At 67.7% G+C, this 21876-nt stretch carries 19 protein-coding genes; 10 read left to right on the top strand and 9 right to left on the bottom strand.

The features are described 5' to 3' along the window. Positions 1 to 60 precede the first annotated feature (60 nt). Positions 61 to 711, top strand: a complete 651-nt coding sequence (locus Q9R39_RS18490; RefSeq protein ID WP_311277943.1) for a hypothetical protein — start codon at positions 61 to 63, stop codon at positions 709 to 711. A gap of 30 nt (positions 712 to 741) precedes the next feature. Here the strand turns inward: Q9R39_RS18490 and Q9R39_RS18485 are convergent, their stop codons facing one another. The 4 genes from Q9R39_RS18485 to Q9R39_RS18470 all read right to left on the bottom strand — a co-directional run bounded on the left by Q9R39_RS18485 (position 742) and on the right by Q9R39_RS18470 (position 6493). Further along, positions 742 to 2262 carry an acyl-CoA synthetase gene (locus tag Q9R39_RS18485; protein ID WP_311277942.1) on the bottom strand — a complete coding sequence of 507 codons (1521 nt, stop codon included), beginning with the start codon at positions 2260 to 2262 and terminating at the stop codon, positions 742 to 744. A gap of 69 nt (positions 2263 to 2331) precedes the next feature. Then, entirely contained in the window at positions 2332 to 2964 is a 633-nt protein-coding gene (locus tag Q9R39_RS18480; protein ID WP_065631336.1) for an LGFP repeat-containing protein, read from the bottom strand. A 71-nt stretch (positions 2965 to 3035) separates the two neighbouring features. Beyond that, a complete protein-coding gene (locus Q9R39_RS18475; RefSeq protein ID WP_311277941.1) occupies positions 3036 to 4811 on the bottom strand; it encodes a DUF6777 domain-containing protein in 1776 nt (591 codons plus the stop codon). A gap of 203 nt (positions 4812 to 5014) precedes the next feature. Beyond that, a complete protein-coding gene (locus tag Q9R39_RS18470; protein ID WP_068970867.1) occupies positions 5015 to 6493 on the bottom strand; it encodes an NAD(P)/FAD-dependent oxidoreductase in 1479 nt (492 codons plus the stop codon). Between the two features lie 132 nt (positions 6494 to 6625). On the opposite strand from Q9R39_RS18470, the gene Q9R39_RS18465 reads away from it, so the two are divergent. Next, positions 6626 to 8866 carry a molybdopterin-dependent oxidoreductase gene (locus tag Q9R39_RS18465; RefSeq protein ID WP_311277940.1) on the top strand — a complete coding sequence of 747 codons (2241 nt, stop codon included), beginning with the start codon at positions 6626 to 6628 and terminating at the stop codon, positions 8864 to 8866. 81 nt (positions 8867 to 8947) lie between these two features. Here Q9R39_RS18465 and Q9R39_RS18460 read toward each other — a convergent pair whose 3' ends face one another. Next, complete coding sequence (locus tag Q9R39_RS18460; RefSeq protein ID WP_004019684.1) at positions 8948 to 9613, bottom strand: fasciclin domain-containing protein; 666 nt, start codon at positions 9611 to 9613, stop codon at positions 8948 to 8950. A 139-nt stretch (positions 9614 to 9752) separates the two neighbouring features. Continuing rightward, the gene (locus Q9R39_RS18455; protein WP_058253408.1) at positions 9753 to 10334 is read right to left on the bottom strand and encodes a DinB family protein; all 582 of its coding nucleotides are present in this window, start codon (positions 10332 to 10334) and stop codon (positions 9753 to 9755) included. 242 nt (positions 10335 to 10576) lie between these two features. On the opposite strand from Q9R39_RS18455, the gene Q9R39_RS18450 reads away from it, so the two are divergent. After that, positions 10577 to 11239 (top strand): pyridoxamine 5'-phosphate oxidase family protein, encoded by a 663-nt coding sequence (locus Q9R39_RS18450; RefSeq protein WP_058253407.1) that lies wholly within the window; start codon positions 10577 to 10579, stop codon positions 11237 to 11239. Between the two features lie 182 nt (positions 11240 to 11421). Here Q9R39_RS18450 and Q9R39_RS18445 read toward each other — a convergent pair whose 3' ends face one another. Then, entirely contained in the window at positions 11422 to 12999 is a 1578-nt protein-coding gene (locus tag Q9R39_RS18445; RefSeq protein ID WP_078111944.1) for an AMP-binding protein, read from the bottom strand. Between the two features lie 95 nt (positions 13000 to 13094). On the opposite strand from Q9R39_RS18445, the gene Q9R39_RS18440 reads away from it, so the two are divergent. Beyond that, a complete protein-coding gene (locus tag Q9R39_RS18440) occupies positions 13095 to 13898 on the top strand; it encodes a LuxR C-terminal-related transcriptional regulator (RefSeq protein WP_078111943.1) in 804 nt (267 codons plus the stop codon). 205 nt (positions 13899 to 14103) lie between these two features. Beyond that, the gene (locus tag Q9R39_RS18435) at positions 14104 to 14991 is read left to right on the top strand and encodes a DUF5995 family protein (RefSeq protein WP_078111942.1); all 888 of its coding nucleotides are present in this window, start codon (positions 14104 to 14106) and stop codon (positions 14989 to 14991) included. A 240-nt stretch (positions 14992 to 15231) separates the two neighbouring features. On the opposite strand, the gene Q9R39_RS18430 is transcribed toward Q9R39_RS18435, so the two are convergent. After that, positions 15232 to 15507, bottom strand: a complete 276-nt coding sequence (locus Q9R39_RS18430) for a Rho termination factor N-terminal domain-containing protein (protein ID WP_058253403.1) — start codon at positions 15505 to 15507, stop codon at positions 15232 to 15234. Between the two features lie 328 nt (positions 15508 to 15835). Between Q9R39_RS18430 and Q9R39_RS18425 the strand changes: the two genes are divergently transcribed. Together Q9R39_RS18425 and Q9R39_RS18420 are read left to right on the top strand one after the other, a co-directional pair. Further along, complete coding sequence (locus Q9R39_RS18425; RefSeq protein ID WP_058253401.1) at positions 15836 to 16924, top strand: S-(hydroxymethyl)mycothiol dehydrogenase; 1089 nt, start codon at positions 15836 to 15838, stop codon at positions 16922 to 16924. Continuing rightward, positions 16921 to 17553: an MBL fold metallo-hydrolase gene (locus Q9R39_RS18420; RefSeq protein ID WP_058253400.1), complete on the top strand. Its 633-nt coding sequence runs from the start codon at positions 16921 to 16923 to the stop codon at positions 17551 to 17553. The genes Q9R39_RS18425 and Q9R39_RS18420 overlap by 4 nt, the downstream gene beginning before the upstream one ends. Positions 17554 to 17613: 60 nt before the next feature. Here Q9R39_RS18420 and Q9R39_RS18415 read toward each other — a convergent pair whose 3' ends face one another. Further along, positions 17614 to 18054, bottom strand: coding sequence for a MarR family winged helix-turn-helix transcriptional regulator (locus Q9R39_RS18415; protein WP_058253432.1), 441 nt, complete (start codon positions 18052 to 18054; stop codon positions 17614 to 17616). A 147-nt stretch (positions 18055 to 18201) separates the two neighbouring features. Between Q9R39_RS18415 and Q9R39_RS18410 the strand changes: the two genes are divergently transcribed. The 3 genes from Q9R39_RS18410 (at position 18202) to Q9R39_RS18400 (ending at position 21835) form a co-directional block, all read left to right on the top strand. Next, positions 18202 to 18753: a hypothetical protein gene (locus tag Q9R39_RS18410; protein ID WP_058253399.1), complete on the top strand. Its 552-nt coding sequence runs from the start codon at positions 18202 to 18204 to the stop codon at positions 18751 to 18753. 111 nt (positions 18754 to 18864) lie between these two features. Further along, the gene (locus Q9R39_RS18405) at positions 18865 to 20232 is read left to right on the top strand and encodes an MFS transporter (protein WP_004022229.1); all 1368 of its coding nucleotides are present in this window, start codon (positions 18865 to 18867) and stop codon (positions 20230 to 20232) included. 85 nt (positions 20233 to 20317) lie between these two features. Next, complete coding sequence (locus Q9R39_RS18400) at positions 20318 to 21835, top strand: ATP-dependent DNA ligase (protein WP_058253397.1); 1518 nt, start codon at positions 20318 to 20320, stop codon at positions 21833 to 21835. The last annotated feature ends 41 nt before the right edge of the window (positions 21836 to 21876 follow it).

Below are 21876 nucleotides of genomic sequence, written 5' to 3'. Positions count from 1 at the left end.
GGGACCGTCGGCCACGGCAATACCCTGGTTCGGACAAACCCGGCAGAGAGGAGTCACGGCATGGCGTTGCGAACGGTCGGGTTGCCGACCCCGGCGGAGATGAAACCGAGGTGGGCTGCGTATGCGGCACTGCTGGCCGTGCGGGGTGAGCGCTGGGCGCAGGGGGCGCATGCGACCGCTCACGGGTGGCATTACGACGACGGCGGAGGCAACTGGGCCGACGTCGTGTCGGCCGGATCCGGCCGCGCGGTGCTCGTCGGGCACGACCATGAGTACTCCGAGACGTATTTCCGCGAGGGGGCGACGTACTTCGGCGAGGAGGAGACCGACCTGCTCGCCGATGCGCCCGACTGGTGGGAAGCGGCGATCGTGCCGTACCTCGACCGGCAGCGCACCGCGGGGATGTGGATCGGGTTCATCTACGGCTTCGACGGCCGGTGGATGCGGTCCGACTACGACGCCGATGACGGCTTCACCAGCGTCGGTCTGCCGTTCACCGACGACAAGACAACCGGCGACGCGCTCGTCGATCTACTCGGCAACTGGTTCGGCGAGCTGGGACTCAAGTCGCCGGCCGACCTCGGCACCCGGCTCCGGGCGATGGTCGCCGCCGGTGATGCGCCGACGGCGGCAGACCTGCGGCGGATACTCGGACCGGCGGCCGCGCACGCCGACATCGACGCGGCAGTGGCTGCGGCGCAACGGTTCTGACGATGTCAGGTCCGTCGCGCCGCGCGTCCGTCACCGCGAGCGCAGTTCCCGCTTGAGCAGCTTGCCGCTCTGGTTGCGGGGGAGCTCGTCGACGAACCGCACCTTCTTCGGGACCTTGAACGGCGCGATCCGGGACCGGACGTGCTCGATCAGTTCCTGTTCGGTCACCGACCGGCCGTCCCGCACCACGACGACCGCGGTGATGGCCTCGATCCACTTCTCGTCCGGCTCGCCGATGACGGCCACCTCCGAGACCGCCTCGTGGGTGTAGATCGCGTCCTCCACCTCGCGGGAGGCGACCAGGATGCCGCCGGTGTTGATCACGTCCTTGATGCGGTCGACCACCGTGATGAAACCCTCGGCGTCGCGGGTGACGAGGTCGCCGGAGTGGAACCAGCCGTCGCGGAACGCGTCCTCGGTGGCGGCCGGGTTCTCCCAGTAGCCGCGGCACAGTTGCGGCGAACGGTAGAGGATCTCGCCGGGAACCCCGGGTTCGACGTCGTTGCCGTCGGAGTCGACGACCCGGGTCTCGACGAAGAACACCGGCCGACCGCACGAGGACGGCCGGTCCTCGTGCTCCTCCGGGCGCAGAACCGTTGCCAGCGGCCCGATCTCGGACTGTCCGAAGCAGTTGTAGAACTGCATGCCGGGGAACTGCTCGCGGAGCCGGTTCAGCACGGTCACCGGCATGATCGACGCGCCGTACTGGGCCTTGCGCAGCGAGGACAGATCCCTGGTCGCCAGATCCGGGTGACCGGCGAGCGGAACCCAGACGGTAGGCGCGAGGAACAGCGACCCGATGCGGTCCGCCTCGACGCGACGCAGGATCTCCGGGATGTCCGGGGTCGCCATCAGTCGGACGGTCGCGCCCACGGAGAGGTACGGAAGCATGAAGACGTGCATCCCCGCCGAGTGGTACAGCGGCATGGCGATCAGCGGGTTGTCGTCCGCGGTGAAGTCGAGGGCGATCACCGACGACACGTATTCGCTGATGAGTGCCGCGTGGGACATCATGGCGCCCTTGGGCTTCGAGGTGGTTCCGGAGGTGTAGAGGAGCTGGGCGAGATCGTCGCCGTCGGCCGCCGAGGTGAACTGGCCGGCCGGTCTGGTCGCCGTCTGGAGCAGCGAATCGTCGGCGTCGCGCAGCGGGACGATCTCCTCGACCTCGGCGAGATCGCCGCGGATCTCGTCGATCCGTTCGGACAGGGCGGGGTCGACGAGGACGGCACGTGCGCCGGACTGCACGACGAGATAGCGGAGCTCCTCACCTCGCAGCGCGTAGTTGATCGGGACGTGGACGAGTCCCGCGCGGCAGCACGCCAGGAAACCGATGACATACGCGTCCGAGTTCGTGCCGTATGCCGCCACCCGGTCGCCCTGCTGCAGTCCGCGGGCCAGCAGCCCGGCGGCGGCAGCGGACACCGCGTCGTCGAGTTGTCGGTAGGTGAAGGAACGGTCGTCGAAGACCAACGCGGTGCGGTCGGGATGCCGCGCCGCGGACCTGCGGAGGATGCCGTCGATGGTGTTGGTGGAAGAAGGTCGCGAAGCCATGCCGTCGACGATACTTGGACGTCCTAGTGAACCGTGGCGGATCCGCCCATCAGGGCCCGGGTGTGCCCGTCAGGGCCAGAAGATGGTGCCGTTCAGGAAGTCCTGGGCGAATCGGTTGCCGGTTCGGTACTCGCCGCCGAGCGGGACCCCGAAGTACCCGCCCGCTCCGCCGGTCTCCTCCCACTTGCGCCGGATCTGGCCCCAGACGATCTGCGCGCCACCGGTTTTCGACCATGTGACCACACCGCCCTGGAAGTCGTTGCTCCGTCCGCTGCCCGACCGGTACTCGTTGCTGACCGGATAACCCAACGCACCGCGCTCGGCCCCGGCCTTCTGCCACCGGCTCCGGATCGCGCCGCCGACCTGGTGTGCCGTACCGCCGTCGGCGGCGGGGTGCCAGTAGAACGACGTGTCGCGTGAGAACACCTGGAATCTGCCACGCTTGGCTCCCGCGCGTTCGGGGCCGGTCGGGACGCCCCACTTGAAGAAGCCGCCCGTCGACGAGTAGGCCTCGCCGATCTTGCCGCCGACGAGGTGACCGTTGATGATCCGATCGGCCTGCGCACTCGGCGCGAGCATCACCAGCGACACCATCGTCGCCACGACCGCGACGCTCGCCACCCGCCGTCGGACGCGTCTGCGAACGGACTCCGGACGGAGGTCGCGGGCGGGGCTCGGCGTCGACGTCGTGAGAGCAGACATGCGCGCGATGGTACGGACGTCCCACGACGCCTGCTGTTGGGCAGCTCACATCAGAGGTGTCACCGCAGGTGTCAGGGGCCCGCGGGAGCCTCGGGTGGGGGTGAGTTCTCCGTGGTGGTCGTGGTGGTCGCCTCGTCCGGGGCCTCTCCGGCGGGCGGCGCGGCATGTGTGGAGGGGGCCGGCGCCGGCGGGTCCGTCGTCAGGGGGCCCGGCGCAGGCGGTTCGGGAGCCGGGGCGGCGGGCGGTACGACGATCCAGTTCGCCGACCGGACGGTCACCGTCTTCGACGCGCCGACCGCGGTCAGCGTCAAGGTCCACACCCCGGTGCTCGTGGTGGCGCCGGACACCGAGGTGCGCTGTAGGGCCGAACCGGCGACCGACCGCGTCACGCCGTCGGTGCACGAGAGGGCGACCGTACCCGCCGAAGAGTTGCCGGGTGCCGTGCAGCCCACCGACAGCCCGGCGTCGTCGAAGCTGAAACTGCCGATGAACTCCCCCGAACCGCGGAACGAGGTCGGCGTCGCGGGGGCCTCGGCCGGGGCTCCCGGTGCCGGCGCGCCGGGGAGGCCCGGCTCCGACCCGGGTTCGGGCGCCTCCGGACCCGGCGCCTCGTACCCGGGCGCCTCGGGGACCGGGGCGTCGGAGGCGGGCACCGATGCATCCGGTGGTGGCGCGTCCGAGGCCGGTCCCGGGCTGTCCGGCGCGGCGGGTGGCACCGGGGAGTCCGATTCGGACGAGTCCGGTCCAGCGGAGTCCGGAGCCGCCGAGTCCGAGTCCGGTGCTCCTTCCGGCAGACCGCCGTGCTCCTCGGCCCGCTCCTCGAGGGCCGGGGCGGCCGCGGGGTTGCCCGGCGCGATCAGTCCGTTGTGCTCGGCGTCTTCTTCGGTGTCTGCCTCGAACGGCGTGTTCAGCGCGGCCGGGGTGGGCAGCGGACCTGACGGTGGCGGGAAGCGGCTCAGATCGAGCAGTCCGCCGAGCGGTTGCGAGAAGATCTGTCCGGTCAGGAAATTCAGCAACTGGAGGGCATCGCCGACCGGGGTGCCGGGGGCAGCCGGGACCGAAGGCGCGGGCACGATGGTCGTCGACTTGCCGACCGCGGTGACGTTCTGGTTGTTGTACGCGATGCGGGTGACCGATCGACTCTTGTACCCCTCCCACGTCCGGCCCTCCAGCCGGTACCCGCCGAGCGGGGCGGCGGCCGGCGGGGCGAGCGGATTGCCGCACGAGCACATGGCGCGCGGGACGCCTGCGGAGTCGACGTAGACCGCTGTCCCACGCTGCAGGACGGACTGGAACGGGACCGCTCGGCCGGAGGTGTACGAGTGGTTGGTCACCCAGGTGTCGGTGGTCAGCACCACGGGGGTGAGGGTGTTCAGATAGTGCGGGATGTCGGCGGTTCCGATGCCGTAGACGCCGGCCCAGGCGCGAGCCGCCGGGGGATCGGCGAGCAACCGGTTGCTGAGTGCCGCGGTGTCGCAGGCGGCGGTGTCTCCCGCGGCATACAACCCGGCGTCGGTGCCGTTGACTGCGCGGCCACCGAGGTCGGCTGCGCCCGCGGTACCGGTGAGTGCCACGTTCGCCGGGAGGTCGCCGGCCCCGGACACGAGGACCGGATCGGTGAACGGATCGATCCCGGGGTCGTTCGCCGCGGTCAGGGTGAGGCCGGGGACGTAGATGTCCCCGTCGCGGGCCTTGACGACGAAGACGATGCCCGCGGCGAGGACGAGCGCGAGGACGACCACGACGGCGCTCAGTACGAGGGTCAGTGCCCGACGACCGTCGGGCTGCGGCGGGATCGCGCCGTACGGGGTCGACGGGTGGGTCGGGGGACCGGGTGGATAGGTCATCGCGCAGCTCCTACTGGTCCACTCCTGCCCGGGCGGGCAATCGTTCGACCCGAGCCCAGTATCGGCGCGTCACAGAACGGGGAGCAAGGCTTGACCAGCATTTTCACACCGTCGATGGCAAATCTCGACCGTTTGGACCACACCGCCGTAACGCCGCACGGCGGGGCACCGACACCAGTCCGGGCCCCGCGCGCGGAGCCGGGTCAGGCCCGGCCGAACACCATCGATTCCTCGACCTTGTTGATGCGGTGGTCGATGGCGTCGCGGTAGTAGTTGTGCCGCACCTGCCAGTGACCGCGGGTGCCCGACTTCGGCAGTGCATCCGGGGACCGTTCGACGTACCCCGCCTTGAGATCCCACAGCGGTCGCGAACCCATGACCTCCGAACCCAGATGCGGATAGGCATGGGTGTAGCCGTTCGTGCGCATGTACCTGATCAGGTCGGCGACGGCGCGAGCGGTCATGTCCGCGCGAAGGGTCCACGAGGCGTTCGTGTAACCGACCGACCAGGCGAGGTTCGGGACGTCCTCGATGAGGTAGCTCTTGAAGACGAAGCGGTCGTGCGGTTTCACCTCGGCGCCGTCGACGCGGAGCCGGGTACCGCCGAAGCCGAGCAGTTGCAGTCCGGTCGCGGTGACGATGATGTCGGCGTCGAGGTGCTTGCCCGAGGTGAGGGTGACCCCCGTGGCGTCGAACCGGTCGATGTGGTCGGTGACCATCTCGACCTTGCCCTCGGTGATGTCGGCGAAGAGGTCGGCGTCGGGGACCATGCACATCCGCTGGTCCCACGGGTTGTACGTCGGATTGAAGTGCAGGTCGACCGGATAGTCCTCGGGCAGGTTCGCGACGACGTTGTTCCGGATCATCTTGCGTCCGAGCTTCGGGAACCGGTGGGTCAGGTGCACGATCGCGGCCGTCTGGGCCGCGTACCTGGTGCGGATGACCTTGTGCGCCGCCTGCGGGGGCAACAACTTCTGCACGAGCGGTGCCAGGTACTGCTTCTGCTTGGACGAGAAGATGTACGACGGCGAGCGCTGCAGCATCGTGACGTGTTCGGCCTGCTCGGCCAGGCTCGGGATGAGACTCACCGCCGTAGCGCCGCTGCCGATCACCACGACGCGCTTGCCCCGGTAGTCGAGGTCTTCGGGCCAGTGCTGCGGGTGCACGATCTGGCCGGTGAAGTCGTCGGCACCGGCGAACCGCGGTGTGTAGGGGTTGTCGTAGTCGTAGTAACCGGTCGCGAAGATGACGAACCTCGCGCGGTGGGTCTCGCGGCGCCGGTCTTCACCGACCTCGACCCCGAGGGTCCAGATGTCGGTCGCCGAGTCCCAGTCGGCGGTCAGGACGTGCTGCCCGAACCGGATGTGTTCGGCGATGGCGAACTTGTGGGCGGTGTCCTCGATGTACTCCCGGATGTCGTTTCCGTGCGCCAGCGCCCGCGGCTTGCGCCACGGCTCGAACGGGTAGCTCAGCGAGTAGATGTCGCTGTCGGACCGCACGCCGGGGTACCGGAACAGGTCCCACGTCCCGCCCATGCGTTCGCGACGTTCGAGGATCAGATAGTCGGCGTCGGGATTCTGCTCCTTCAGCCGATAGGCGCAGTCGATGCCGGACAAGCCGGCGCCGATGATGATCACGTCGCGCACGGTTGGCTGTGTGGCGTTCGGTTCGCTGTCGGTCACGGGGACCTCCTCGGTGGGGATGCCTCAGGTGCTGTCATCATGCAACACTTGTCTTCAGATGTGAACGGAATCACACCAACCGTAGGCCTGCCCGCCTGCGGCCAGTCATCGCGCGAGGTCAGGGGACGCAAGATGCCGATGGAAAAACACACTTACTGCCGAATCTGCGAGCCGCTGTGCGGCATGATCGCGACCGTCGAGGACGATCGGCTGATCTCGTTGCGGCCGGACAAGGAGCACCCGCTGTCGCGGGGCTTCGCGTGTCCGAAGGGGGTCGCGTTCACCGAGATCGTCAACGATCCCGATCGTCTCCGGCACCCGCTCCGGCGACGCCCCGACGGCGAGTTCGAGCAGATCTCATGGGACACGGCGCTCGAGGAGATCGGCCGCCGGCTCGTCGAGGTGCACCAGAAATCCGGCAGCGACTCGATCGGCTGGTACTTCGGCAACCCGGCGACGTTCTCGACCGGGCACACGCTGTGGACCGCGATCTTCATGAACCTCCTCGGGACGCCGCACGTGTACTCGGCGGGATCCCAGGACGTGAACAACCGCTTCGTCGCCAGTCACTTCCTGTACGGCAACCCGTTGACCGCGCCGATTCCCGACATCAACCGGGTCGACTACCTCGTCATCATCGGGGCGAATCCGGTGGTGTCGCATGGCAGCGTGATGAGTTCGCCGCGTATCCGTGAGGGTCTGAACGCGATCACCGCGCGCGGCGGGTCCGTCGTCGTCGTCGATCCCCGGCACACCGAGACGGCCCGTGAGTTCGACTGGCTGCCGATCACGCCCGACACCGACGCGCTGTTCCTGCTGTCGCTGTTGCACGTGCTGTTCGACGAGAACCTCGCCGACCGTGACCGGCTCCGGCGGCAGGCGCGCGGCGTGGCGGAGCTCGAGACGCTCGTCGCGGCCTATGCGCCGGAGGTGACCGCGGGCCGTACGGACATCGATCCGGAGCGGGTGCGCGCTGTCGCCCGCTCGCTCGCCCGCACGGAGCGGGCCGCGGTGTACGGACGGGTGGGTACCTCACTGGGGCGCACCGGCACGCTGACGACCGCCCTGCTGGACATGGTGAACCTCGTCGCGGGCAACCTGGACGTACCGGGCGGGTCGATGTTCGGTGATCTGGGGATTCCAGGGCAGCGGCTGGGAGTGAGCGCGCTGCAACGGGTGTCGAGCTTCCGGTGGGCCGGACGTCGGAGCCGGGTCGGCGATCTGCCACAGGTCCTCGGGACGGCGCCGGCGTCGCTGATGGCCAAGGAGATCACCACGCCCGGTCGCGGACAGCTGCGAGCCCTGTTCGTCAGCGCGGGCAATCCGGTGCTGTCGGTACCCAACGGCGACGAACTACGTTCGGCGCTGGACGAACTCGATCTCATGGTGTCGCTGGACATCTACCGCAACGAGACGAACGCGCGGGCCGACTACATCTTGCCGGCGACCACGATGTACGAGCGCGAGGATTTCCTGCTCCCGTTCCAAGCGCTGTTCACCACCCCGTTCAAGCAGGCGACCGAGGCGGTGATCCCCCCGCAGGGTGAAGCGCGGGAGGAGTGGACGGTGATCAACGAGCTCATCGGTTTCCTCGCTCCGGAGAATGTGCTGATCCGTTCGCTACATGTCGGCAACCGGTTGGCGCGACGCATCGGTCGTCCGGTCACCCCGCGCGGGATCTCCGACCTGGTGATCCGAATGGGGTTGGGCGGGGACCGATTCGGTCTGCGTCGGGGCGGGTTGACCTACCGGCGCCTGGTCGAGGACCACCCGCATGGGGTCGTGGTCGCCGAGAACCTCGCACCCGGGCAGCTGAGCAAGAATGTCACATACCTCGACGGTCGAATCCGGTTGGCTGCGCCGGAACTGATGTCCGAGATCGATCAACTGGGTGTGGACGTCGACACGGGTTATCCGTTGCGGCTCATCGGAATGCGCGAGATACGTTCGGAGAACAGCTGGCAGCACAACGCGCCGATGCTGCTGCGCGGCGGACGGTCTCACGCGGCCCGGATACATCCGGACGATGCCACGGCACGCGGCCTGGCCGAGGGCGACCTGGCGACGGTGGCGTCCCGACACGGACGGATCTCGTTGCCGGTCACCATCACCGAGGACATCAAGCCCGGTGTCGTCGCGATTCCGCATGGCTGGGGCCACAACGGCTCCGGTGGATGGACGCAGGCGAATGCCGCGGCGGAGAATGATCTGGGTGCCGGCGGAGTGAACGTCAACGCGCTCATCTCCTCCGATCCGGCCGATCTCGAGCGACTCGCCGGGATGGCCAACATGACCGGGGTGCCGATCCAGGTATCGGCGATGTCCGAGAGTCGCCTTCAGTCGGCCGACACAGTGGAGCCGGCCCGGCACTGACCGCGCACAGCACGATTCTCACCGACGGGTCTCGTCGGTGAGAATCGTGGAAAGTGCTGTCACACAGCGGCTACGGTGAGATCACTCGCCGGCCGGGGGCATCAGCACCGTGTCGATCAGGTAGACCTGAGCGTTCGACGTGGTGACGCCGCCGCAGACGACGCCCGACTCGTTGACCTTCAGGTTGTCGCCCGAACCGGTCACGGTCACCTGCTGACCTTCGAGAGTGGTGTGCTCACCGACGATCTTGTCCGGAGCCGCCTGGCCCTCGACCACGTGGTAGGTCAGGATCTTGTTCAGCAGGGGGGCATCGGTCTTGAGCTGCTCGACGGTCTCCGGGGGCAGCTTCGCGAACGCGTCATCGGTCGGCGCGAACACGGTGAACTCGCCCTCGTTCAGCGTCTTCACGAGGTTCACCTCGGGATTCAGCTGGCCCGAAAGTGCTTGTGTCAGCGTGGTGAGCTCGGGGTTGGTGGCAGCCGCGGTGGCGACCGGCACGCTGGACATGCCGTTGACCGATGCCGGGCCCGAGGGGTTGGCCTCGGCGTATGCGGCGCAACCGGGTCCGACGAGATTGGCGGCGGGATCGGCCATCGCGCTCTCGCTCATCATGGCGCTGGATTCGGTTGCCGCGCCGGTGGTCTCGCTCGAGGTGTCAGAGTCGTCGCTGGAACAGCCGGCCATCACGCCGACGGCGAGGACCAGTCCGGTCAACGCTCCTGCTACGCGGGGAACTCGCTTGATCATCGTCGATCCAATCTGTGTTGGGGTGTCGACTGCGCCGTGCCGGCAGCCTCACAACGTCTTCGGTGCCGGGCGATCCGCGGATTGGTCAACGACGAGACTGATCGTGAAGGGCGCCTTGTCGGTCAGGCCGTCGAGGGCGTCACTGGGCCCAATCCTGGTCGGCCCAGCCCTCGGCCCAGTCCTGGCCTTCGGAGACCGCGCCCATGGTGGTCTGGCCGTCCAGCGCCTCGCGGATGATGTCCGCGTGGCCGCAGTGGTGCGCGGTTTCCCGGATGAGATGGATGATCATCGTCCGGATCGACGACCACTCGCGCTCGGGCGCCCACGGCGCGGTGGGCTGGGGAATCAGCTCGTCGAGGTTCTCGGCGTCGGCGATCACGCGATCGAGCTCGAGCGCCGCACGGTCGTACTCGGCCAGCCACCCGGCGATGGTCTCGTCGTCGCTCATCACGTACTCGGTCATGGCCTGACTCATGTCGAACTCGGCGTTCTCGTCCCGCTCGGTGATGATGCGGGCAGCGTTCTCCTCGCCATGCGCGAGGTGCTTGATCAGGGCGCCGATGGTGAGGGTGCTGACCGTCGTCTGCTTGCGCGCGTCGGCGTCGGAGAGGCCACGCGCGGTGATCTTGAGCATGTTGCGCTGGTCCTGCAGGACGGTGAGCAGCTCCTTCTTCTCGCCGGTGACGTCGACGCTGACTTCCGCGGGGGTGTAGGTGCCCATGATGTGTCCTCTCTGTTGGTGTGAGGACCACGTTATGAGCGATAGAGGACAGATTCGGTCCTCGTTCAGCCGGGTTCTTCCATCAGTCGTAGAAACCGTCTGGAATGCGCCCAGCAGCGCGACGCCGGCGACGATATGTCGCCCGATTGGGTCTGCTGAGTGGTTTTCAGCCGGGTGGCAGAGTCCTGGTCTGAGTCAGCAAATCTGTTGAACCGGGGGCCGGCACGGGCGACCATGTCCGCATGACCTCGAACGGCGGCACCCCGACTGACGCGACTTCGCCGCTCGCGTCCCTGACGCGCAAACCCGAACGGGCCGCCGACCGTGCGTTGCTCGACGCGCTGCTCGACGAGGCGAAGGTCGGGACCCTCGGTACCGTCGTCGACGGACTGCCGTGGTCGGTGCCGATGCTCTTCGCCCGGGACGGCGACTCGATCCTGCTGCACGGTTCCACCGGGGCGGGCGCACTGCGGCACGTGGCCGCCGGTGCGCCGGTGACCTTCACGGTGTTCGTCCTGGACGGCCTCGTCGTCGCCGACACCCTCTTCGACCACTCGGCGAACTACCGTTCGGCGGTGATCCGGGGCGTACTCGAAGTGTCGGGCGATGCCCTGACGGACCTCGAAGTGCTGTCGGACAAGCTGATTCCCGGGCGTGTGGCCGAGGTTCGGCCGACGACCCGCAAGGAGCTGGCGGCGACCGTCGCCCTCCGGTTGCCGATCGCCGACGGTCAGTGGATCGCCAAGGCACGGACCGGTGGGCCGGGCGGGGAGTCGACGGACTGGACTGGGGTGGTCCCCGTACGAACGGTGTACGACGCCCCGCTCACCCACAGCGGCGAGACGCCGCCCGAATCGGTACGGGCGCTGGTGGGCCCGTCGCCGTCGACCGAAGCGTGCGAGTGACGGAGAAGCGCAACCAGCGGATAGGGGTGTGATCCGCTGGTTGCGCGTCCGGTGACCGCGTCGGGTCGGGCGAGGTCGTCGAAGCCCGGCCGACGGGGTCGGTCTGGGCGCGGCCGGGCTCGGTGGGCCGCGCAACCGGTTCATCGCTCCCGCGCGGTGGCGCCGTTACGCGCCCGAGCGACTCATCTCTGGCGGAGCAGGAACCGCTGGATCTTGCCGCTGGGTGTCTTGGGCAGGGCGTCGACGAAGTGCACGGTGCGCGGGTAGGCGTGCGCCGCGAACTGCGTCTTGACCAACTGCTGGAGCTCGGCCTCGAGAGCGTCGGAGCCCTCGACCCCGTCGGCGGTGACGACGAAGGCCTCGAGGACCTCACCGCGGAGTTCGTCCGGGCGACCCACGACGGCGACGTCGACGACCGACGGGTGGGTGATCAGGACGCTCTCGACGTCGAACGGGCCGATCCGATATCCGGCCATGATGATCACGTCGTCGTCGCGTGCCGTGAAGAAGTAGCGACCCTCGTCGTCGACCCGGCCGGTGTCGCCGGTCAGGTACCACCGCCCGTCCGGCGAGAACCGCTGCTTGGTCTTCTCCGGTGCGTCCAAATAGCCCTCGAACCACATCAGCGGGCTGGCCGGGACATCGATGGCGATCTGGCCGTCGACGATGCCTGCGGCGAAGCCGGGCATCGGCTGACCCATCGAACCGGGCACGAGGGTCTCGTGCACCGACTCGTGCCAGTGGTTGTTGATGAACATGCCGTGTTCGGTCTGGCCGTAGTGGTCGCGGACCTCGGTGCCGATGGCGCGGAGCGCCCAGTCGATGACGTCGGGGGTCAGGGGCTCGCCGGCCGAGGACGCCCGGCGCAGCGAGAACCCGGAGATGCGCGAGTCCTTGCTGAGCGCGCGGTACACGGTCGGCGCGGCCGCGAAATTGGTGACACCGAGGTCGCCGAGGATCTTCGCGGTCAGCTCGGGGGTGAATCCGGCGTGCAGCAGGAGGTTGCGCCGGCCGGCGGCCAGCGGACCGAGCACGCCGTAGTAGAGGCCATAGGCCCAGCCGGGGTCGGCGGCGTTCCAGAACACGTCGTCGGCGCGGACGTCGAGGCCGAAGTGCATGTAGGCGACGAACGAGGCGAGCGCCTTGACCGGGACCGGAACACCCTTCGGCGCCCCGGTGGTGCCGCTGGTGAAGAGCAGGATCAGGGTGCCGTCGCCCCCGACCGCCACCGACTCGGTGACCGGTTCATGCGAGGAGATGAGTTCCTCGAACTGCTCGCCGGCGATCACCGTGGTGATCCCGTCGATGCCGGCGAGTTTGTCCGCCTGACTCGGCTCGGTGATGACGACCTTCGCGTCGCCGGCCGCCAGGCGCATCTCGATCGCGGGTGTGGCGAACGCGGTGAACAGCGGGATGTAGATCGCGCCGAGTCGGGCGATCGCGAGGAGCGAGACGACGAGTTCCTCGCGTTTGCCCATGAGGACGCCCACCGTGTCGCCGCGACCGACGCCCATCTCCGCGAGAGCCGCGGCGAGTCGCTTGGACCGCTCGGCGAGCTCGCCATAAGTGATGTCGGTGGTGACCGGGCGAACACCGCCGGACTGCTGATCGCCGGTCTGCTCGACCTCGATCACGGTGAAGGCGATCGCGTCGGGATCGTGACCGTCGACGAGCAGCGACGCGGCGTCGGCGTCGGGCGCCCCGTAGATTCCCAACCAGCGGTCGACCATGTCGACGGGCTTCGTGGTGGCCTGTGTCATCGTGAACCTCGCTCCGTACTGAGTAAGCTGAGTCACAGTGTCCTCCGCGACATGCCCCCGGAACACCCCCTGAAGAGGGGGAGAAGTGAGGTGAGATGCCCGAGCCGCTGAGCGGGATCGTCACCGAGGCGTTGCGTCGAGTGCGCAGGTCCAGCGGGGTGCCGCTGGCCTTCGCGGGCGTCCTCAGCGGTCCGTCGAACCTGCGCCTGCAGCATTTCGCCGGATCGACGGTGGGAGCGTTGAACGGCGTGTCGGTCGACGTCGGCCACGGGCTGGGCGGCAAGGTCGTCTCGCTGAACCGCCCGATGGTCGTCGACGACTACCTCCGCACCCCACGCATCACCCATCGCTACAACACGATCATCGAGCGGGAGGGACTGCGCGCCATGATGGCCGCGCCGGTGATCGTCGACCGCTCGCCCGTCGCGGTGCTCTACGGCGCGTTGCACACGCCGGACCCGATCGGCGGACGGATGCTCGACGTCCTCGCCATGGAGGCGCGCACCGTCGAACACGAGATCGTCGCATCCCGCGCACGTCTGGAGCACGCCGCACAGGACGAGGCCGAGATGCGCGACCGGATGACGGCGGCCTACGCCCGACTCCGATCGCTGGCCGACACCGTCGACGACGCCCGGCTCGCCGATGAACTCGCCGCGATCACCGAGGTCCTGGTTGCCGCGGACCCGGTGGCGCAGACACAGGTGGACCTGACCGGTCGGGAGCAGGACGTGATCTCCCTTGCCGCACTGGGCTACTCGAACGCCCGGATCGCCGAGACCCTCGGCGTCACCGTGTACACGGTGAAGGGCTACATGAAGGATGCGATGCGCAAGCTCGGGGCGTCGTCGCGATTGGAAGCCGTGGTGACCGCCCGCAGCGCCGGCCTCCTGCCCTGACGGACTCCACTCAGTGAGGAGCGCCCGGAGCTTGCGGAGGGCGGCGCGTCACCCTGCTCCCTGAGGAGTGCCCGGAGCTTGCGGAGGGCGGCGGCGCGTCACCCTGCTCCCTGAGTGCCCGGAGCTTGCGGAGGGCGCGTCACGAAGGGTCTCGCGACCCCGGTCGGAGGGTTGATCCGCGCGCGGAGGGGTAACACCGGGTTCCATGCGAACACTCTCGGCGACACTGCTGACCGCAGCTCTGTTCGGAACACTTCTCGTCGCCGTGCCGGCAACGTCGACGGCGGTACCGGCCGAGACGTGTGGCACCGAGCTCCGCCCGGCCGACCGCGAGCGGATCGTCGAACTCAGTACCTACGATCAGGATTCGCGGGACCTCCCGCTCGTGCAGCTACGACGCAACGTCGCGAAGCTGTACGGGATCGTCGACATACTCACCGACCGCCGCGACCGTCGCGGGTTGTTCGCCCTCGGACTGGCCGCAGTGGAACGCGACGCGGTGATGCCGCTGCAGAACACTCCGCGCGTGTTTCAGACGCCGCGGTGGGCGCCCGTCATCAGTCTCGAACTCCTCAACCGGTTCCTCGACGCCGTGCGAGGCGAATTCGGCGGCGGACCTGTCGCACCCCAGTGGCGGCACTACTTCGACATGGCCGACGACTGCGCCGTCCCCGGCCAACGGGTCGCGATGGCCGGCTACAACGCACACATCACCGTCGATCTCGCGTATGCGACCGCCGACGCCCAGGCCACGACGGCGAATGCGCGGGATTTCTTCTTCATCGTCGACTCAATTGCCGCACACGGTAATTCGATCGTCACCGCGACACTCCGAGAATACGGCGTCAACCTCGGACCGATCTTCCGGTTCTACGTGGTCGGTGAGGGCCTCGACCGCGTCGTGGGCGCCGGCCGGGCGACCGGGCCGATGCTGCGGGCCGCCGACGTCGGATACAACGTGCTGACGTTCCGCAACGGACTCGCGCTCCAGGATCCGGCGACCGCTGCTCGGGCACGCGGTGACGTGACCGGGCTGTGGAACACCGGCGAGACGGCGTTGACCGCGTTCCAGCGGGTCGGGCTGGTCCGATGACCGGCCGGTCGGCCTCATCGGTGGGTGTCGGGCAGGTCACGTCGGAAGGGCCGGAATATCCCGAGCGGGGTCGTAGTTGTACCCCGCGACGGTGACGGACTCAATGCCCCGGGTCCCACCCTTTTGCCGCTTCGAGCGGCCTGTTTGCCGAGAGGCGCACTGACCGGCACCGTCCCTTTACACATCGAAGCCGCCGACCCCTCGGGTCGGCGGCTTCGCTGTTCTCCGAGCAGACGGGTCTCAGTGGTCCCGCAGCTTCTCGATGAGCTCGTCCTTCTTCAGGTCGGAGTAACCCGAGAGGTCGAGTTCCTTGGCGCGGTCCTTGAGCTCGTCGACCGTCCAGTCCTCGTAGGACCCGGACTTGCCGCCGCTCTTGCCGACGTCCGACCGTGAGCTGTTGGCCGCGGCGTTGGCGATCCGAGCGGACTTCTCCTTCGAGTTGCCCTCGTCGCGCAGCTTCTCGTAGAGCTCGTCGTCCTTGACCGAAGGTCCAGGGTCCTTCTTCTTCTCTGCCATGGTCTACCTCCTCGTGGTGGAGATGAGCGGTCCGCACCAGGGTTGCCAGATGCGTCGGTGGTCAAACAACGGGATCGGGGTGGACGGATCGGACGCGGTGTTCACGATGACCGAATCCGAAGCGGGTGCGCGGTTCGTCGAACTACGGTTACATCCGAACGGGCGCGTGGATAATCACAGTAGACGACGACCACTCTGAGTAGTCGATATTGATCGGTACCGATAAGGTTGTGGCGATGTGTTCCGGCGACGTCACCCATGCGTCGCCGCACTCGCAGCACACGTCGCACCCGTACCCCGAACAACGCAGTTGCGGAAGGAACAACGTATGTCGCAGACAGTCAAGGGAGTGATCTCGCGCAGCAAGAAGGCGCCGACAGAGGTCGTGGACGTGGTGATCCCGGACCCGGGTGCGCGTGATGTGGTGGTGGCGATCAAGGCGTGCGGTGTCTGCCACACCGACCTGGCCTACCGCGAGGGCGGCATCAACGACGAGTACCCGTTCCTGCTCGGCCACGAGGCCGCGGGTGTGGTCGAGACGGTTGGTTCCGATGTCACTCATGTCGAGGTCGGCGACTTCGTCGTCCTGAACTGGCGGGCGGTGTGCGGGCAGTGTCGAGCATGTAAGCGGGGGCGTCCGTGGTACTGCTTCGACACCTTCAACGCCAGCGTCCCGATGACCCTGACCGACGGCACCGAACTGACCCCGGCGCTGGGCATCGGCGCGTTCGCCGAGAAGACACTGATCCACGAATTGCAGTGCACCAAGGTCAATCCCGACACCGACCCTGCCGTGGCCGGGCTGCTCGGCTGCGGCGTGATGGCCGGTATCGGGGCGGCGATGAACACCGGCAACGTCGGCCGCGGCGACTCGGTCGCGGTCATCGGGTGTGGCGGTGTCGGTGACGCCGCGATCGCCGGTGCCCGGTTGGCCGGTGCGACGACGATCATCGCGATCGACCGCGATGCGTCGAAGCTGGAGTGGGCGAAAGACCTCGGTGCCACCCACACCATCGACGGCTCGAAGGTCGATGATGTGATCGCCGCGGTGCAGGAACTGACCGACGGCAACGGCGCCGACGTCGTGATCGATGCGGTCGGCCGCCCGGAAACCTACAAGCAGGCCTTCTACGCGCGCGATCTCGCCGGGGTCGTCGTGCTGGTCGGTGTGCCGACCCCAGAGATGACCTTGGAGATGCCGCTGGTCGACTTCTTCTCCCGCGGTGGTGCGTTGAAGTCGTCGTGGTACGGCGATTGCCTCCCCGAACGCGACTTCCCGATGCTGATCGATCTCTACGAGCAGGGTCGTCTGCCGCTGGACAAGTTCGTCACCGAGCGCATCGGCATCAACGACGTCGAGGCTGCGTTCTCGGCGATGGAGGCCGGCAAGGTGCTGCGATCGGTGGTCGAGCTGTGAGCGGCGAACTGCGTATCGACAACGTCGTCACCTCGGGCACCTTCAGCCTCGACGGCGGCACCTGGGACGTCGACAACAATGTGTGGCTGGTCGGCGACGACGACGAGGTCATCATCATCGACGCCGCACACTCGGCGCAGCCGATCCTCGCCGGCGTCGGCAACCGCACGGTCAAGGCGATCGTGCTGACCCACGGGCACAACGACCACGTCACCGTTGCCCCGGAACTGTCGCAGGCCACCGGAGCGCCGATCCTGCTGCACCCCGGCGACGACATGCTGTGGAACGACACCCATCCCGATGTCGCGCACCAGGATCTCGAGGACGGGCAGAAGATCGGGGTCGCCGGTACCGAGCTGACGATCATCAACACCCCGGGCCACTCGCCGGGCTCGTCGGTCATCCACCTGCCCGAGGCCAAGGTGCTGTTCTCCGGCGACACCCTGTTCCAGGGCGGGCCCGGCGCAACAGGCCGCTCGTACTCGAGCTTCCCGACGATCATCGCCTCGATCACCGAGAAGATCTTCACCCTCGACCCCGAGACCAAGGTGTACACCGGACACGGCGACGGCACGACCGTCGGCGACGAAGCTCCTCATCTCGAAGAGTGGATCAAGCGGGGTAGCTGACGGCGTTGTGGCTCGGCCGACTACCGGCAGTTGCCGGTAGTCAGCCGGCCTCGAAGACCTTCAGGAGATCTCTGCGACAAGGCTTTTCAGCAACCGCCGGAAGGTCGCCGCCTGACTGTCCGACATGGCGCCGCTGAGTAGCTCGTCTTCCACGGCCCGGATCTCGGCCCGGACGCCGTCGAGTAGTGAACGCCCCTCCGTCGTGATCGAGACGGTCCACTGGCGACGACTCCCCGACCTGTCCCTGGACACGATGCCCCGCCGTTGGAGTTCGTCCAGGTGCTTGCCGAGCCGTGTCGGATCTCGCCCGGTGCGTTCGGACAACTCACGCTGCGACACTGCCGGTGTCGCAGCGACCTCGCGCACGATGGCGTACTCCCACATCGACAGCCCGGCGGCCCGGAGGATCGGCTCCTCGCGGGTCATCAGATGCGGTATCAGTCGCCCGAGAAGTGCGCCGAGATCGGGCTCTGCGCCCGAGCCCCTGTCGTCGTTCACCATCGACATCCCCTCTGCGATCGTCTACCGTGGTAGACGATCGCTGCGAACGGCTTCTCCCGTGCGGTGCGGGAGCATCCTCTCATCATCGCGGTCCACCGGGCCTGATCGACAGATTGATCGGGCATTGTCTGGAAGAAGGGGCGTCGAATGGACACACCGGCTTTGCGGGCGGTCACTGACGATGTGGGTGCGCATGTCTCGGAGATGACAGTCGGCGACATGGGCATCCGGACCACTTCGGGGTCGGGCGACCTCGGTGATCTATACCTGGCCGCCGTCGAACGAAACACGCGTCTCACAGCGCTCCTCACCGGCGAGGAGCTGAACTCTCGGCGAGCTGCACCGATGGACAGGGCATCGTTCCCGCTGGTGGCGGACCAGTACGGAGGCGGATTCGAACACCGATACCGGCGAAGTGCCGACCTGCTGGTCGCCGCCTTCGCCGAAGTCCTCGACACGCAACGGGTCGTCGACCTCGACGGCACCCACACAACTGTGCAAGCTCTCTACGATCACGCGGTCCGCGATGCCTTCCTGCTCACGTGGAACATCGCGACCGCAATCGACATCCGGTACCAGCCGCGACCCGACATCGTCCGAGGGGTCGTACAGACAATGCTCTCGGACCTCGAGGATGCCGATCTGGCAACGGCAGTCGACGTCCTCGTCCAACTGACGGGTCCACACCGGGACCAGTGAGCAGTCGCGGTTGGACTGCGATGAGCCGCGTCCGTTGGGTGTCGCGGTCCGCTCAGCCTCTTCTCAGGGGTCGGAATCGGCCGCTCGAGCCGCAGGCGTAACGTCGCGCGGATGAGCGATTCCGCGGTCCGCAACATCGACCACCCCGATCAGGCGCCGGTACCCCGTAGCCGCATCGTGATCGCGTCGATGATCGGGACGAGCATCGAGTTCTTCGACTTCTACATCTATGCGACGGCCGCGGTCCTCGTGTTCCCGGTGCTGTTCTTCCCCAAGGGGGACGACACCGCGGCGCTGCTGTCGTCGTTCGCGACCTTCGGACTCGCCTTCGTGGCGCGACCCATCGGCTCGATCCTGTTCGGCCACTTCGGGGATCGCGTCGGCCGCAAGGCGACACTGGTGGGGTCGCTCCTCACCATGGGCATAGCCACCTTCGTGATCGGTCTGCTGCCCACGTACGACTCCGTCGGCTACCTCGCACCGGCACTGCTCGCGCTCATGCGCTTCTGCCAGGGCCTCGGGTTGGGTGGAGAGTGGTCGGGCGCAGCGCTTCTCGCGACCGAGACGGCCGAGAAGGGCAAACGCGCCTGGGCGGCCATGTGGCCGCAGCTCGGCGCACCCATCGGCTTCTTCTTCGCCAACGGCACCTTCCTGCTGCTGATGCTCGCCCTCGACTTCGACGCCGCGTCCGCCGACCCGGACCATGCCTTCATGACCTGGGGCTGGCGAATCCCGTTCCTGGCCAGCGCCATCATGGTGGCCGTGGGGCTGTATGTCCGGCTGAAGCTCACCGAGACACCGGTGTTCGCGAAGGCTGTCGCCGACGGCAAGAAGGTCAAGGCGCCGCTCGCCGAGGTCGTCAAGACCAGCTGGCGTCCGCTCATCGCGGGCACGTTCATCATGGTCGCGACGTACACGCTGTTCTACATCGTGACCACCTGGGTGATCTCGTACGGCACCGGCAAGGTGACCGACGAATCGGGTGTCAAGCTCTCCATCAGCTACGTCGACTTCCTGCAGCTGCAGCTTGTCGCGGTCCTCTTCTTCGCCGCATGCGTGCCGATCTCGGGACGTCTGGCCGATCGGTACGGGCGACGTGCGTTCCTCATCATCATCACCGCTGCGATCATCGTGTTCGGCCTGTGCTTCCAGTGGCTGCTCGATCCGTCATCGATGACCGACGGAATGATGCTGTTCTTCCTGATCCTCGGGATGACGTTGATGGGGCTCACCTTCGGGCCGATGAGCGCGATCCTGCCCGAGCTGTTCCCGACCAACGTGCGCTACACGGGTTCGGGGATCGCCTACAACGTGGCGTCGATCCTCGGCGCCGCCGTGGCCCCGTTCATCGCGACGTGGATCGTCGCGGACTACGGCGTCGGCTGGGTGGGCGTGTACCTCGCGGTCGCCGCCTGCGCCACGATGATCGCCCTGCTCAGCGTCAAGGAGACCAAGACCGTCGACCTCACCGAGGTCTGAGTCAGCCGCGCTGCCGACCGGGATTGTCGGCGGCACGGCGTACCGTCGAACGGGTGAATGCCCGTCCGGTTGCAGGTGAGGCGACATGAAGCTGACCGACGTCGTCCAGACCTCCGCGGATGTCGCGCGTGACCGGTCGCGAACCCGCAAGACAGCGGTGCTCGCGGAGGCGCTCTCGGCGACGACGGACGCGGAACTGCCGATCGTCGTCGCATGGCTTTCCGGCGAGATCCCCCAAGGGCGTCTCGGCGTCGGATGGCGGTCGTTGTCGAAACTGATTGCGGCACCCGCGGAGTCGCCGACTCTGGAGGTCGCGGCCGTCGATGCCGCACTTGGTGAGCTCGCGTCGGCGTCGGGTCCCGGTTCGACGAAGCGCCGCGGCGAGATCATCGCGTCCCTGTTCGCGGCGTCGACCGAAGCCGAGCAGAAGTTCCTCGTGGCACTGCTCACCGGCGAACTGCGGCAGGGAGCACTCGCCGGGGTCATGACCGACGCCATCGCCAAGGTCACCGGCCAGGATCTGGTGCTGGTGCGTCGGGCGAACATGCTGACCGGTTCGCTGCCGGAGACCGCGGCGCTGGCCCGGTTCGGGGCCGAAGCGTTGGCCGCGGTGGGCCTCGAGGTCGGTCGTGCCGTCGAACCCATGCTCGCGACCCCCGCTGACGATCTCGATTCCGCTCTCGCGCTCCTCGGGCCCGACCTCATCGTCGACTACAAACTCGACGGAGCGCGGATCCAGGTTCACCGCAAGGGAACCGAGGTCTCGGTGTTCACCCGCACATTGCGGAACGTGACGGCCAACGTGCCCGACCTCGTCTCGGTGATCGCCGCGCTACCGTGCGACTCGGTCATCCTCGACGGGGAGACGTTGATGCTGTCCGACGACGGCCGACCGCGGTCGTTCCAGGACACCATGAGCCGCTTCGGTTCCGGGCCCACGGCGGCGGGTGAACCCGAACGCCTGCTCAAGCCGTTCTTCTTCGACTGCCTGCATCTCGACGGCACCGACCTGATCGACCGCCCGCTGTCCGAGCGGCTCGCCGCCATCGACTCGATCGCCCCGCAGCTGCGTATCCCGGCCGTGACGCGGCCGAGTGTCGAGGAGGCGCGCAACCACTTCGACGCCGCGATGGCCGACGGTCACGAGGGTGTGATGGTCAAATCGCTCGACGGCCTGTACGTGGCCGGCCGTCGTGGAAAGGCATGGCAGAAGGTCAAACCGACGCACACCTTCGACCTCGTCGTGCTGGGTGCCGAGTGGGGGTCGGGGCGTCGCTCGGGCTGGCTGTCGAACCTGCATCTCGGCGCCCGCGATCCGGAGACGGGGGAACTCGTGATGGTCGGCAAGACGTTCAAGGGCCTGACCGACGAGCTGCTGCGCTGGCAAACCGAGGAGTTCCCGAAACACGAGACGCACCGGGACTCGTACACGATCCACCTGCGCCCCGAGATCGTCGTCGAAATCGAACTCGATGGTGCGCAACGGAGTTCGCGCTACCCGGGTGGTGTCGCGCTGCGCTTCGCGCGCGTGGTCCGATATCGGCCGGACAAGACCGCGGCCCAAGCCGACAGCATCGAGGCGATCCGCGCGTTGTTGAAGTGAGCTCTGGAAGCCACCCGTGGAAACCGGACAGCCGCCGATAT

This window comes from Gordonia sp. AC31 (genome assembly GCF_031844505.1).
Lineage (GTDB): Bacteria > Actinomycetota > Actinomycetes > Mycobacteriales > Mycobacteriaceae > Gordonia > Gordonia hongkongensis.
This window is presented reverse-complemented; position numbering and strand designations above follow the sequence as displayed.

What these genes read in the sequence shown, in the direction of transcription:
- Q9R39_RS18490 (WP_311277943.1), top strand. Translation starts at nt 61, where the DNA reads ATGGCGTTGCGAACGGTCGGGTTGCCGACCCCGGCGGAGATGAAACCG.
- Q9R39_RS18485 (WP_311277942.1), bottom strand. Translation starts at nt 2,262, where the DNA reads ATGGCTTCGCGACCTTCTTCCACCAACACCATCGACGGCATCCTCCGC.
- Q9R39_RS18480 (WP_065631336.1), bottom strand. Translation starts at nt 2,964, where the DNA reads ATGTCTGCTCTCACGACGTCGACGCCGAGCCCCGCCCGCGACCTCCGT.
- Q9R39_RS18475 (WP_311277941.1), bottom strand. Translation starts at nt 4,811, where the DNA reads ATGACCTATCCACCCGGTCCCCCGACCCACCCGTCGACCCCGTACGGC.
- Q9R39_RS18465 (WP_311277940.1), top strand. Translation starts at nt 6,626, where the DNA reads ATGCCGATGGAAAAACACACTTACTGCCGAATCTGCGAGCCGCTGTGC.
- Q9R39_RS18460 (WP_004019684.1), bottom strand. Translation starts at nt 9,613, where the DNA reads ATGATCAAGCGAGTTCCCCGCGTAGCAGGAGCGTTGACCGGACTGGTC.
- Q9R39_RS18455 (WP_058253408.1), bottom strand. Translation starts at nt 10,334, where the DNA reads ATGGGCACCTACACCCCCGCGGAAGTCAGCGTCGACGTCACCGGCGAG.
- Q9R39_RS18450 (WP_058253407.1), top strand. Translation starts at nt 10,577, where the DNA reads ATGACCTCGAACGGCGGCACCCCGACTGACGCGACTTCGCCGCTCGCG.
- Q9R39_RS18445 (WP_078111944.1), bottom strand. Translation starts at nt 12,999, where the DNA reads ATGACACAGGCCACCACGAAGCCCGTCGACATGGTCGACCGCTGGTTG.
- Q9R39_RS18440 (WP_078111943.1), top strand. Translation starts at nt 13,095, where the DNA reads ATGCCCGAGCCGCTGAGCGGGATCGTCACCGAGGCGTTGCGTCGAGTG.
- Q9R39_RS18435 (WP_078111942.1), top strand. Translation starts at nt 14,104, where the DNA reads ATGCGAACACTCTCGGCGACACTGCTGACCGCAGCTCTGTTCGGAACA.
- Q9R39_RS18430 (WP_058253403.1), bottom strand. Translation starts at nt 15,507, where the DNA reads ATGGCAGAGAAGAAGAAGGACCCTGGACCTTCGGTCAAGGACGACGAG.
- Q9R39_RS18425 (WP_058253401.1), top strand. Translation starts at nt 15,836, where the DNA reads ATGTCGCAGACAGTCAAGGGAGTGATCTCGCGCAGCAAGAAGGCGCCG.
- Q9R39_RS18415 (WP_058253432.1), bottom strand. Translation starts at nt 18,054, where the DNA reads ATGGTGAACGACGACAGGGGCTCGGGCGCAGAGCCCGATCTCGGCGCA.
- Q9R39_RS18410 (WP_058253399.1), top strand. Translation starts at nt 18,202, where the DNA reads ATGGACACACCGGCTTTGCGGGCGGTCACTGACGATGTGGGTGCGCAT.
- Q9R39_RS18405 (WP_004022229.1), top strand. Translation starts at nt 18,865, where the DNA reads ATGAGCGATTCCGCGGTCCGCAACATCGACCACCCCGATCAGGCGCCG.
- Q9R39_RS18400 (WP_058253397.1), top strand. Translation starts at nt 20,318, where the DNA reads ATGAAGCTGACCGACGTCGTCCAGACCTCCGCGGATGTCGCGCGTGAC.